Below are 13113 nucleotides of genomic sequence, written 5' to 3'. Positions count from 1 at the left end.
CATGAAGCCACGAATTCTGGTCGTCGACGACGATACGGCTCTTGCCGAGATGCTCACCATCGTGTTGCGCGGTGAGGGATTCGAGCCGTTCGTGGTGGGAGACGGCACCCAGGCGCTGTCCGCCGTCCGGGAGAACCGACCGGATCTGGTGCTGCTCGACCTGATGCTCCCCGGTATGAACGGCATCGACGTCTGCCGCGTGCTGCGGGCGGACTCCGGTGTGCCGATCGTGATGCTCACCGCCAAGACCGACACGGTCGACGTCGTGCTGGGACTCGAGTCCGGCGCCGACGACTACATCATGAAGCCCTTCAAGCCGAAGGAGCTCGTGGCCCGCGTCCGCGCGCGCTTGCGACGCACCGAGGAGGAGCCGGCCGAGCTCCTGTCGATCGGCGACGTCGTCATCGATGTTCCGGCGCACAAGGTCACCCGCGACGGCTCGCTCATCTCGCTGACGCCGCTCGAGTTCGACCTGTTGGTGGCGCTGGCCCGCAAGCCTCGTCAGGTCTTCACCCGCGAGGTGCTGCTCGAACAGGTGTGGGGATACCGGCACGCCGCCGACACCCGCCTCGTGAACGTGCACGTCCAGCGACTGCGCGCCAAGGTGGAGACGGATCCGGAGAACCCCGAGGTGGTTCTCACCGTGCGCGGTGTCGGGTACAAGGCCGGCCCGCCGTGATCGGAGCCGATCGACTGCGGGACGGTCGGTGATCTTCACGTCCCGCTCCCGTCGACGCATCAACGGAACCTTCTCGCCTCTGGTGCGATGGTCCCGGTCCATGTGGGCTGCCGCCGGTCACGCGTGGCGTCGGTCGCTGCAGTTGCGCGTCGTCGTGTCGACGCTGACGCTCTCCCTCATCGTCATCACGATCCTCGGCGTCGTGCTCACGAGTCAGATCACGGATCGACTTCTCGACACCAAGATCGACGCCGCCACGAAGGAGCTCGATCGCGCGCGTGCGTCCGTCGAGAGCCAGTTGGCGGGCGACGACTCGACGTCGATCTCGAACCGTCTGGAGCTCGCTCGGTCCGGTCTGACGAGCCGGGACACCGAGAGCGGCGCGGACAGCACGTCCGCCGGCACGTTCGACCCCGTGCTCATCGTTCCCGGCGACGGAGCCCGCGACGAGCTGTTCACCGGTCCCGCCGACCAGATCCCGCAGACGTTGCGCTCGTTCGTCCAGGCCGGCCAGGTGAGCTACCAGTACGCGACCGTGTCGGAACCGGACGGCTACTCGGGTCCGGCCCTCATCGTCGGCAGTCCCACCGCGTCGGACCTCTCCACCCTCGAGCTGTACCTGGTGTTCCCCCTCGCGGGAGAGGACCGCAGCCTCGCCCTCGTGCGCGGAACCCTGCTCATCGGCGGTGCGGTCCTGCTGGTGCTGCTCGCGGCCATCTCGATGCTGGTCGCCCGGCAGGTGGTGGTCCCCATCAGATCGGCGTCGCGCATCGCGGTGCGCTTCGCGGACGGCCGGCTCAAGGAACGGATGCCGGTGCGCGGCGAGGACGACATCGCCCGGCTCGCCATGTCGTTCAACGAGATGGCCGAGAGCCTGTCGAAGCAGATCACCCAGCTCGAGGAGTTCGGAAACCTGCAGCGCCAGTTCACGTCCGACGTCTCGCACGAGCTGCGGACGCCGCTCACCACTGTCCGCATGGCCGCCGAGCTCATCCACGACGCCAGTGAGAGTCTCGATCCGCTGCTCAAGCGCTCGTCCGAGTTGCTGGTCGCCGAGCTGGACCGTTTCGAGACACTGCTCAACGATCTGCTCGAGATCTCCCGCCACGACGCGGGCGTCGCCGAACTGGCGTCCGAGCAACTCGATCTCCGTATGTGCGCCCGCGCCGCGGTGTCCACCGTGCGGCACCTCGCCCGCGAGACGGGCACCGAGCTGATCGTCGACATGCCCGACGAGCCGGTCAACGCCGAGGTGGACCCGCGCCGTGTCGAACGCGTGCTGCGCAACCTGTTGGCGAACGCTCTCGATCACGGGGAGGGCAAGCCCGTCCTGCTGCGCTTGCGCGCGGACGACGACGCCGCCGCCTTCGTCGTGCGGGATCAGGGTGTGGGACTGCGCCCCGGTGAGGAGAAGCTCGTGTTCAACCGCTTCTGGCGGTCGGATCCGTCCCGCGTGCGACGTTCGGGCGGTACGGGCCTGGGGCTCGCCATCAGTCTCGAGGACGCCCGCCTGCACGACGGCAAGCTCGAGGCCTGGGGCGAACCGGGCCAGGGCGCCTGGTTCCGCTTCACGCTGCCGCGTGTGCGTGGTCGCAAGGTCGTGTCCAGCCCCCTGCCGCTGCGACCCGCGGGCCGCAGGTACGCACAGGGACAGCCGCTTCCGGCGGCGCGCCCGACGAGTGTCGGCGCCACGGCGGGGGAGCAGCGACCGTGAGAGACCGCACCGTGCCGCGGCGACGAGCCGCCCTCGTGGCGTGCGTGGCCGCGCTCGCGCTCGTCGCGTCCGGATGCGCGTCGTTGCCCGCGTCGTCAGCGCCGCAGGCCATCGGCACCGTCGCGCGCGGGCCCGTCGAGCAGGAACTCCCCGTTCCCGCCGCCGGTCGTGAACCCAATCTTCTGGTCCGCGACTTCGTGAAGGCCAGCACCGATCCGGCCGACGACCACGCGGGTGCACGTCAGTTCCTGACGGCGAACGCCGCCTCGGAGTGGAACGACGGCGCCAGCGCGATCGTCGTGGACAAGGTGGACGTCCTCGAGGACTCCCGGTCGAGTGACGCCGCGCAGTACACGATCCGAGCCAACCGGGTGGGGCAGCTCGATCAGGGCGGGCAGTACCGCGCCGAGCAGGGATCGTTCGAGACCCAGGTGACGCTGGCCCGCGAGGACGGCGAGTGGCGGATCGACGAGCTGCCGTCCGGAGTCGTCATGGACCGCACCCAGTTCCTCACCTCGTACCAGCGCAAGTCGCTGTACTTCGTCGATCCCACCGGCACCGAACTGGTGCCCGATCAGCGTTGGGTGAACACCACGCAGGACCGGATGACAGAGACCCTGACGGCACTGCTGCAGGCGGGTCCGCGACTGTCGCTGGAGCCGGCGGTGCGCAACGTGTTCAACGGTGTCACCACGGCCGGTCCCATCACGAAAGCCGACGGGCGTACCTCGGCCGTCGGCATCGGTCTCGGCGGTGTCCGCATCGACTTCCGGGGCGCCGGTGCGCTGGACCGCGCGACCCGCGAACTACTCGCCGCGCAGATCATCTGGACACTGGCCGAGGCCGAGGTGTCGGGTCCCTACGTCCTGCTCTCGGACGGCGCGCCGTTGGACCCGAACTATCCGGACGGCTGGACCACCGCCGAGGTCGCAGAATTCGATCCGTTGGCGGTGACGGGTGCCGACGTGGGCCTGCACGCACTGCGCAACGGCGGGCTCGTCCGCATCGGAACCGACGGCGTGACACCGGTTCCCGGCTACTTCGGCACCGTCAACAACATGCGGTCCATCTCGTTGTCCAGCGACGGAACGCTCGTGGCGGCCGTGTCGGACACCGGTCGGGCGGCGCCGCAGCCGCCCGACGCGCTGCTCATCGGCTCCTACGGCGGCAACGCCTTCCCGGTCGCGGAGGGTGGCTCGATCACCCGGCCCACCTGGGGTCCCGACCGCGACGCCGTGTGGGCCGTCGTGGACGGCACCGTGGTCAAGCGCGCCGTCCGCGACCCGGCCACCGGACAGGTGTCGGTGGTGGACGTCGATTCCGCCGACATCGCCGAGCTCGGCGGCCAGATCACCGAACTGCGGCTCTCCCGCGACGGGGTGCGAGCGGCTCTCATCGTGGACGGCGCCGTCTACGTGGCGGTGGTGGTGCGGCGCGCCGACGGCACCTACGCACTCCGCGAGCCCGAGGCGGTGGCCAACGGTCTGGCGAGCGCGGCGCTGTCCCTGGACTGGAGCACCGGCGACACGGTGGTCGTGGCCCGAGCGGCGACCGACATCCCGATCGTGCAGGTGGCCGTCGACGGCTCACGTCTCGACGGGTTGCCCAGCCGCAACCTCACCGCTCCTGTCGTGTCCGTCGACGCCTCCGCGTCGAGCACCTACGTGGCCGATTCGCGCGCCGTGTTCCAGATCGACGACAGCGACCCGGCCAGTGACCGCTACTGGCGCGAGGTGCCCGGCCTGACCGGCACGAAGTCCGTGCCCGTCCTGCCGGGCTGACGAGCGGCGAACTCTGTCGGAGCCCCGCGACACAGTGTCCCGGTGCCGACGACCCTGCTGGACCTCATCCTGCCCCGCGAGTGCGGCGGCTGCGCCCGTGTCGACGCCTCGTGGTGCCCCGCCTGCGCCTGCGCGCTCGACGCGGCGCCGGGGTCGGTGCGGCCGCGTGTCGATCCCGGGGTGCCGTGCTGGGCGCTCGGCCCGTACGCCGGCCCGCACCGTGCGTCGATCCTGGCGATGAAGGAACGCGGTCGACGGGATCTCGCGGCACCGCTCGGGGTCGCCCTCGCCGCCGCCGTGACGCGCCTGCGCGACGCCGGGGAGATCGATCCACCCGAGCTGTCGCCCCTCGTGCTGGTCCCGGCCCCGTCCCGACGCCGCGCGGCACGGGCGCGCGGTGGTGATCCGATCCTGCGTACCTGCCGCCGTGTCGCGCGGGTGCTCGCACCGGAGGACGTGCGCGTCGTGTCGGTGCTGCGGGTGGACGCGCAGGTGCGTGACTCCGTCGGTCTCACCGCCGACGAGCGTGCGGACAACCTGCGGGGGCGGGTCCGTGTCCGGAGCGGGGGCATCGCCGCGATCGGTCGCGGACCGGTGCTGCTCGTCGACGACGTGGTGACCACCGGAACCACCGCCGCGGAGTCGGTGGCGGCACTGCGACGGTCCGGTGTTGGTGTCGACGCGGTGCTCGTTCTCGCCGCCGTGCGCTGACGTCGCAGTGCCTGTCCCGGTGCCGGAAAGGGAGCCTGAAAAGGTCCCGTGAATATCCCGTGAACAGTGGCAGACCACCCGGGGAGCGACTACGGTCAGGGCCACGATCGATCCTCGCTACCGGGTCTGGAGGTGATGCCTCACCACCGAAGGCGCCGGGCGGTCCGCGCTCCGGTGTCACCGTTCTTCCGCTGCGCCAGAAGCGATCTCGGCGCGGCCTCTATCGGGAGGTACGTATGACGACAACGTCACCAGTGACGACTGCACACACGAGCACCCACCGGGTGCACGCGCATCCCCGCGAAGCTCACGCCCATGGTCCGGAGCAGAACGACTCCACCGCCCTCGACTCGACCGACACCACTGCGGATTCCGTCTACTTCGACGATGCACCCAGTGCCGTCCCGGCCGACGACAGCTCGAGCGCCGAACCCGCCGCCGAGGTCGTGGTCAAGGGTCGCAACGTCGAGATACCCGACCACTTCCGCCTGTACGTCTCCGAGAAGCTCGCTCGCCTCGAGCGCTTCGATCCCACCATCCATCTGTTCGACGTCGAGCTGTTCCACGAACGCAACCGTCGTCAGTCCAAGAGTTGCCAGCGAGTCGAGATCACCGTGCGGGGCAAGGGGCCCGTCGCGCGTGCCGAGGCCTGCGCGGACAGTTTCTACGCCGCCCTCGAGTCGGCGACCACCAAGCTCGAGAGCCGTCTCCGACGGACGAAGGACCGCCGCAAGGTCCACTACGGGGAGAAGCGGCCCGTGTCGGTGGCCGAGGCGACCGCCGCGCTCGTCGAGGAGGCCGTCACTGCCCCCGTCGAGGAGGCGCCCGCCGTCGACGACCACGCCACCGAGGGCCCGGGCACCGTGGTGCGCGTCAAGGAACACCCGGCCGTGCCGATGACCGTCGACGACGCCCTGTACGAGATGGAGCTCGTGGGCCACGACTTCTTCCTGTTCCACGACAAGGAGTCCGACCGGCCGTCGGTCGTCTATCGCCGCCACGCGTTCGACTACGGACTGCTGCGTCTGTCCTGACGCTCGCACCGCCGCGCCGACCACATCGGGCGTCCGCTCCGGCGGGCGCCCGGTGTCGTGCGCGGAACATCCGGTGTGCCTCACAGCGCGCTGTCAGGCTCGACGCCTACGATGGTTCCGCCGGGAGACCGACGAGGTCTCTTCGCATCGAACTGCGCCCCCCGTGTGGACGGGCTCGGTTCACGCCCCACGTACCCGATATTGAGGACGAATAGCCCGTGCCGACGTTGTCGTTGTCCAAGTTGCTCCGTGTCGGTGAAGGTCGCATGGTCAAGCGGCTGAAGCACATCGCCGACCACGTGTCGTCCCTGTCGCCGGACGTCGAGTCCCTGTCGGACGCCGAACTGCGTGCGAAGACCGACGAGTTCACGAAGCGGCACCAGGACGGCGAGAGCCTCGACGAACTGCTGCCCGAGGCGTTCGCGGTCGCCCGCGAGGCGTCCAAGCGGGTGCTGTCCCAGCGCCACTTCGACGTCCAGGTCATGGGCGGTGCCGCGCTGCACTTCGGCAACGTCGCCGAGATGAAGACCGGTGAGGGCAAGACCCTCACCTGCGTCCTCCCGGCGTACCTGAACGCGCTGTCCGGTGACGGCGTCCACGTCGTCACGGTCAACGACTACCTGGCCAAGCGTGACTCGGAGTGGATGGGCCGCGTTCACCGCTTCCTCGGACTGAGCGTGGACGTGATCCTCTCGGGCATGACGCCCGCCGAGCGGCGTGCCGCCTACGCGGCCGACATCACGTACGGCACCAACAACGAGTTCGGTTTCGACTACCTCCGCGACAACATGACGCACTCGCTGGACGACCTGGTCCAGCGCGGACACAACTTTGCCGTGGTGGACGAGGTGGACTCGATCCTCATCGACGAGGCCCGTACCCCGCTGATCATCTCGGGCCCCGCGGACGCGTCGTCGAAGTGGTACCCCGAGTTCGCCCGCATCGCCCCCATGATGAAGAAGGACGTCCACTACGAGGTGGACATCAAGAAGCGCACGGTGGGTGTGCACGAGGCGGGCGTCGAGTTCGTCGAGGACCAGCTCGGCATCGACAACCTGTACGAGGCCGCGAACTCGCCGCTGGTGAGCTACCTGAACAACGCCATCAAGGCGAAGGAGCTCTACCAGCGCGACAAGGACTACATCGTCCGAGACGGCGACGTCATCATCGTCGACGAGTTCACCGGCCGCATCCTGGTGGGGCGCCGCTACAACGAGGGCATGCACCAGGCCATCGAGGCCAAGGAGAAGGTGGAGATCAAGGCCGAGAACCAGACCCTCGCCACGATCACGCTGCAGAACTACTTCCGTCTGTACGACAAGCTCTCCGGCATGACCGGTACCGCCGAGACCGAGGCGGCCGAGCTGCACCAGACGTACTCGCTCGGTGTCATCCCCATTCCCACCAACCGCCCGATGGTGCGTGTGGACAACGGCGACCTCATCTACAAAAGCGAGGAAGCCAAGTTCAGTGCCGTCGTCGACGACGTCGTCGAGCGGCACGAGAAGGGTCAGCCGGTTCTGATCGGTACCACCAGTGTCGAGCGCTCGGAGTACCTGTCCAAGCAGTTCACCAAGCGCGGTGTCGCGCACAACGTGCTCAACGCCAAGTTCCACGAGCAGGAGGCGACCATCATCGCCGAGGCCGGCCGGTCCGGCGCGGTGACGGTGGCCACCAACATGGCGGGTCGAGGAACCGACGTGGTGCTCGGCGGCAACCCGGACATCATCGCGGACCTCGCGCTGCGCGGGCAGGGGCTCGATCCCGTCGAGTCGCCGGAGGAGTACGAGGCGGCGTGGGAGCCCACGCTGGAGAAGGTCAAGGACCAGGTCCGCGAGGACGCGGACAAGGTCCGCGACGCGGGCGGTCTCTACGTCCTCGGCACCGAGCGGCACGACTCGCGCCGTATCGACAACCAGTTGCGAGGACGCTCGGGTCGTCAGGGCGACCCGGGGGAGAGCCGGTTCTACCTGTCGCTCGGCGACGAGCTGATGCGCCGATTCAACGGTGCCGCTCTCGAGTCGATCATGACGCGACTCAACCTCCCGGACGACGTCCCGATCGAGGCCAAGATGGTCTCCAAGGCCATCAAGAGCGCGCAGACGCAGGTCGAGCAGCAGAACTTCGAGATCCGCAAGAACGTCCTCAAGTACGACGAGGTGATGAACCAGCAGCGCACCGTCATCTACGAGGAGCGTCGCCGCATCCTCCGCGGAGAGGACATGGAGGGCCAGGTCGAGCAGATGATCACCGACGTGGTCACCGCGTACGTCGACGGCGCCACCTCGGAGGGCTACGTCGAGGACTGGGACCTCGAACAGCTGTGGACCGCGCTGAAGACGCTCTACCCGGTGGGCGTGCAGCACACCGACCTCGCAGCGGAGAACGAGTTCGGCGAGAAGGGCGACCTGTCGCGGGACGACCTGCGCGAGGCGCTGCTCGAGGACGCCCGCGCGGCCTACGCCACGCGTGAGGCGGAGATCAACGAGATCGCGGGCGAGGGCGGTATGCGCGAGCTCGAACGACGGGTGCTGCTGTCCGTGCTCGACCGCAAGTGGCGTGAGCACCTCTACGAGATGGACTACCTCAAGGAGGGCATCGGTCTGCGCGCGATGGCGCAGCGCGATCCCCTCGTCGAGTACCAGCGCGAGGGCTACGACATGTTCACCGGCATGCTCGACGGGTTGAAGGAGGAGTCCGTCGGGTTCCTCTTCAACCTGCAGGTCGAGGCGGCGGCGCCGAGCCCCGCGGCCTCCGCGGGCCTGCAGGTGGGCGCGGGACTGCAGTCGCCCGTCGCAGCCCGACCGGCGCCGGCAGCGCAGGCCGACCCCGCAGCGCAGGCCGCCCCCGCGGCGCCGGCGCAGCGTCGACCCGAACCCACGCCGGAATCGGCGCCCGAACCGCGGCCCGCCGCACCTGCCGCGCTGCGCGCCAAGGGGCTGGACGACGAGTCGACCGGTCGCCTGACGTACTCCGGTCCCGACGAGACGGGCGGCACCTCGGTCCGCCGCGCCGGGTCGGGGTCGCCGACGGGCGAGTCGAGCTCCGGCACCCGACGCGAGCGCCGCGAGGCGGCTCGGGCCGGGGTCAAGCCGGTCAAGCGCGCACCGAAGGCCAAGCGACGCAAGTGAATCTAGTCGTCCGGGGGTGGCGACCGCCGCCTCAGGACAGGCGCAGGCTCGTGAGCACCCAGGCCGGACCGGTGGTGTTGCGCCGTGCCGTCAGTCGTGCCGCGACGGCGAACACGCGGTCACCACGCGAGTAGGTGCCGAAGACCTCGACGTCGCCGTGCCCGGCGCCGTCGGGCACCGGACCGGCGGCGCGCACGTGCACGGTCCGGACGACGGCGACACCGAGTGTTCGGCCCGGCACGGCCGCCGTCGACAGGGCTGCCGCCATTCCGACCATGGCCGGTGACAGCACCGCGCGCAGGGACGCCGCGGGTCGGCGACGGTCCACCACCTCGAGTGTCAGACGCAGGACGCGATCGGCGACGTGCCGCGCCGCGGCGGCGGTGCGCGCGTCGGCCTCCGACGGTCCGACGACGGTCCGGGTCGGTCGCGAGGTCGATCGTCCCGAGTGCGGGCCGGGGCGCGGCGACGAGAGCGCTCGGCCCGCGGACCGGGTCGTCGGGCGTGCACGCGTGGGAGTCGCGCCGACCTCGGGTGGCTCGGATCTCGGCAACCGCACCACGTGAACGACCTCCGATGTCATGCGTTCCCCTCCATGCTCGTACCTGTGCGGCCACGGCCGGTGTGCGGCGAGTGTTGCACGCACGGACGCGGTTCCGGCCCGTCGAGGCAGACGCGGGGCGTCGTCACACCGCAGCCCGTCAGGGTCGGTGAATTCCGACGAGGACGACGGGGAACCGACACGGCGCGGACCACGAGGACGATCGTGAGCGTGGTCGGTCTCATCTGTCGTGCGAGACTGGGACCCGTCACACTCGACCGAGGGGATTCGCGCGTTGGCCACCAGACTCACCACTCAGGACGCGTCCTTCTACTTCCTGGAGGCCAGTACGACTCCCATGCACGTGGGGTCGCTCGCCATCTTCCGGCTCCCGCGCGGGGGCTTCAGTTACGACGAACTGCTCACCCTCGTCGAGAGCCGGCTCGCTCTCGTTCCGCGCTATCGCCAGAAGGTGCGCGAGGTGGCCTTCGGCCTGGCTCGCCCCGTGTGGGTCGACGACCGCGACTTCGACATCACGTACCACATCCGGCGTTCCGCGCTGCCCAAGCCGGGATCCACCGAACAGCTGCACGACCTGGTCGCGCGACTCACCTCACGCCCTCTCGATCGCACGCGTCCGCTGTGGGAGATGTACCTGGTCGAGGGTCTGGCACGGAACCGGTTCGCGATCTTCACCAAGTCGCACTCGTCGATCGTGGACGGCGACAAGGCGCTCGAGATCAGTCAGGTCATCCTGGACGCCACCAAGGCTCCGACTCCGATGGCCGAGGAACTGTGGATGCCCGCGCGGGAACCGTCGGAGAAGGCGCTGGTCGCCGGGGCGCTCGCCGAGATGGTGTCGCGGCCGGGGGAGGGCGTGGAGGCGGTGCGCGGAGCCGTCGGTGACGTCACCCGCGCCGCCGGCGAGGCGGTACGCGCCGTGGGCAAGTTCGCGGCGGTGGTCCGCACCGCGGCGCAGACGGCACCGACGAGTCCACTGAACACGACCATCTCCCGCAACCGCCGGTACTCGGTGGCCAAGACTGATCTCGACGACTACCGGATGGTGCGGTCGAAGTTCGGGGGGACGGTCAACGACGTCGTGCTCACGGTCGTGTCCGGTGCTCTGCGGAACTGGTTGCTCTCGCGCGGTGAGCCCATCGGCCCGTACACGACGGTGCGCGCGATGGTGCCCCTGTCGGTGCACGCGGCCGCCACGGGGACGGGCGACGAGGGCGACGTGCCGCCCAACGAGGTCGAGTCCTTCCTCATCGATCTGCCCGTGGGCGAACCGAACGCCGTGGTGCGGTTGTCCCACGTGTCGCACGCGACGGAGGCTCACCTGGGACAGAGTCGCGGTGTGACGGCGTCGACCCTCATCACGCTGTCCGGGTTCGCGCCGGCCACGCTGCACGCGATGGGTGCGCGAGTCGGGTCGAGCCTGTCGCAGCGCATGTTCAACATCATCGTCACCAACGCCCCCGGCCCCCAGTTCCCGCTCTACGCGGGCGGTGCACGCATGCTCGAGATGTATCCGGTGCCGCCGCTCGTGCGCAATCAGGCGCTCAGCATCGGCCTGACGTCGTACGACGGCAACGTCTACTACGGTGTGAACGCGGACCGGGCAGCGATGCCGGACATCGACGTGATCACCACGTTGCTGCACGAGGCACTCGAGGAACTGGTCGACGCGGCGCGCGACGACAAGAACGTCCGCTGACGACGGTGAGGGAATGAGGCGCAGGTGAGGGTGTTCGTTCCGGCGACCATGCGGATGTTGCAGACACTGGTGGACGAGGGTCAGTTCTCGCCGATCAGTCGGACGGCCTTCGCCGTGACACCGACGTTGCGGGAGGCGTACGTCTCCGGTGACGACGACGAGTTGGCCGACGTCGCGCTGCGGGAGGCCGCGCGGGCGTCGCTGCGGCTGATCGGCGGTGAGCCGGACCTCGACTCCGACGATGACGGGGACGCCGACGAGGTCGCCGACGCCACTCCGAGTTTCCGCCGCGTCGTCATCGCCGCCGACGTCGATCCGGTGACCCTGCGTCCCGATCTCGACGACGCCGTGGTCCGCCTGCCGGCGCCGCTCTCCCTGACGGAGGTGGCGGCGGTCCACGTCGATCTCGCGGCGGCCGAGTCCGCCGTGAGCGCCGCTGTCGCCGCGGTGGACGCGGCCGACCTGGGGGATCCCGACGCCGAGTTCGTGCTGGGCGACGTCGAGGATCATGAACTCGCCTGGTACGCACCGCAGGAGATACCGTTTCTCCTGGAACTGCTCTGACACCGGAACCGCTCCGACACCGCCCTGTTTCGTCGCAGTCGTCGACTGCGTCCGTGGTGGCCGCTCGACCGAGGAGATGTGACATGGGAATCAAGGACTGGCTCGAAGCCCCGGCCGCGAGTGTGTCGTCCCCGCGGCGGCCGTCGCTGAACGTGGTGCGCGGTGCGTTCGCGCGCATCACCACGCCGTTGATTCCCGACGACTACCTGCACCTGGCCAATCCGCTGTGGTCCGCGCGCGAATTGCGCGGCCGCATCGTGCGGATCGAGAAGGTGACCGGCGACGCCGCGACCATCGTCATCAAGCCCGGATGGGGCTTCGACTTCGACTACCGGCCGGGGCAGTACATCGGCATCGGCCTCCACGTCGACGGTCGGTGGCACTGGCGGTCGTACTCCCTGACGTCGCCGCCCGACTGGAAGGACAAGCAGATCTCCATCGCCGTCAAGGCGATGCCGGAAGGTTTCCTGTCCTCGCATCTCGTCGGCGGTGTGCCGTCGGGCACGATCGTGCGGCTCGCCGCGCCGAAGGGGAACTTCGCCCTTCCGGAGCCGCCACCCGCCAAGATCCTGTTCGTCACGGCCGGCAGCGGCATCACACCGGTGATCGGCATGCTGCGCAGTCTCGACTCGCGCGGCCACATGCCCGACGTGGTGCACGTGCACTCGGCTCCCACGGCGGACGACGTGATGTTCGCCTCGGAGTTGGCGGCGCTCGACGCGAAGTACGACTCGGTCGTGTCCCACGTGCAGCACACCCGTTCGGACGGCAAGTTCGATCTGGGCTCGCTCGACGAGCACTACCCGGACTGGCGCGAGCGTCAGACGTGGGCGTGCGGTCCGGCGGCGATGCTCGACGACATCGAGAGGGTCTGGCGGGAGGCAGGCATCTCGGAGAACCTGCACACCGAGCGTTTCGAGATCGTGCGCACCGGCGCGCCGAGCGACGGCGGCACGGTCACGTTCTCCGTCTCCGACCGCACGGTGGCGGTGGACGGCGCCACCACGTTGTTGGAGGCCGGTGAGAAGGCGGGTGTGCGAATGCCTTTCGGCTGCCGCATGGGTATCTGCCAGACGTGCGTGGTGCCGTTGACCGACGGTCACGTCCGAGATCTGCGCTCGGGCAAGGAGCATGCGCACGGCGAGCGGATCCAGACATGCATCTCCGCGGCTGCCGGGGACTGCACGCTCGAACTCTGACTCCGTCGGCCCCGGGTCGCGCCGCAGGGGTGATCGCAC

Annotated in this window: 10 protein-coding genes; 9 read left to right on the top strand and 1 reads right to left on the bottom strand. The window is 69.4% G+C overall.

Annotated elements, in window-relative coordinates:
• The first annotated feature begins 1 nt into the window (after position 1).
• The 6 genes from mtrA (at position 2) to secA (ending at position 9050) form a co-directional block, all read left to right on the top strand.
• The gene (gene mtrA / locus HQ312_RS11655) at positions 2-679 is read left to right on the top strand and encodes an MtrAB system response regulator MtrA (RefSeq protein WP_027506869.1); all 678 of its coding nucleotides are present in this window, start codon (positions 2-4) and stop codon (positions 677-679) included.
• A 28-nt stretch (positions 680-707) separates the two neighbouring features.
• Positions 708-2393: an MtrAB system histidine kinase MtrB gene (gene mtrB / locus HQ312_RS11650; protein ID WP_027506868.1), complete on the top strand. Its 1686-nt coding sequence runs from the start codon at positions 708-710 to the stop codon at positions 2391-2393.
• On the top strand, positions 2390-4174 hold the full coding sequence (gene lpqB / locus HQ312_RS11645; RefSeq protein WP_374197706.1) for an MtrAB system accessory lipoprotein LpqB: 1785 nt from the start codon (positions 2390-2392) through the stop codon (positions 4172-4174). The genes mtrB and lpqB overlap by 4 nt, the downstream gene beginning before the upstream one ends.
• A gap of 42 nt (positions 4175-4216) precedes the next feature.
• The gene (locus HQ312_RS11640) at positions 4217-4885 is read left to right on the top strand and encodes a ComF family protein (protein ID WP_056447788.1); all 669 of its coding nucleotides are present in this window, start codon (positions 4217-4219) and stop codon (positions 4883-4885) included.
• 446 nt (positions 4886-5331) lie between these two features.
• Complete coding sequence (gene hpf / locus HQ312_RS11635; protein WP_027506865.1) at positions 5332-5919, top strand: ribosome hibernation-promoting factor, HPF/YfiA family; 588 nt, start codon at positions 5332-5334, stop codon at positions 5917-5919.
• A gap of 218 nt (positions 5920-6137) precedes the next feature.
• Positions 6138-9050 (top strand): preprotein translocase subunit SecA, encoded by a 2913-nt coding sequence (gene secA, locus HQ312_RS11630; RefSeq protein WP_222638676.1) that lies wholly within the window; start codon positions 6138-6140, stop codon positions 9048-9050.
• 31 nt (positions 9051-9081) lie between these two features.
• Here the strand turns inward: secA and HQ312_RS11625 are convergent, their stop codons facing one another.
• A complete protein-coding gene (locus tag HQ312_RS11625; protein WP_222638675.1) occupies positions 9082-9633 on the bottom strand; it encodes an Rv3235 family protein in 552 nt (183 codons plus the stop codon).
• Between the two features lie 253 nt (positions 9634-9886).
• On the opposite strand from HQ312_RS11625, the gene HQ312_RS11620 reads away from it, so the two are divergent.
• From HQ312_RS11620 to HQ312_RS11610, 3 genes are all read left to right on the top strand, one after another.
• Positions 9887-11311 (top strand): wax ester/triacylglycerol synthase family O-acyltransferase, encoded by a 1425-nt coding sequence (locus HQ312_RS11620; RefSeq protein ID WP_027506863.1) that lies wholly within the window; start codon positions 9887-9889, stop codon positions 11309-11311.
• A gap of 48 nt (positions 11312-11359) precedes the next feature.
• Positions 11360-11875, top strand: coding sequence for a hypothetical protein (locus HQ312_RS11615; protein ID WP_222638780.1), 516 nt, complete (start codon positions 11360-11362; stop codon positions 11873-11875).
• Positions 11876-11958: 83 nt separating this feature from the next.
• Positions 11959-13074: a ferredoxin reductase gene (locus HQ312_RS11610; RefSeq protein ID WP_027506861.1), complete on the top strand. Its 1116-nt coding sequence runs from the start codon at positions 11959-11961 to the stop codon at positions 13072-13074.
• The last annotated feature ends 39 nt before the right edge of the window (positions 13075-13113 follow it).

It is taken from the genome of Rhodococcus sp. BP-316 (assembly GCF_019836105.1).
Lineage (GTDB): Bacteria > Actinomycetota > Actinomycetes > Mycobacteriales > Mycobacteriaceae > Rhodococcoides.
Note: the sequence above shows the minus strand (reverse complement) of the source record. Positions and strands in the feature narration are given on the sequence as shown.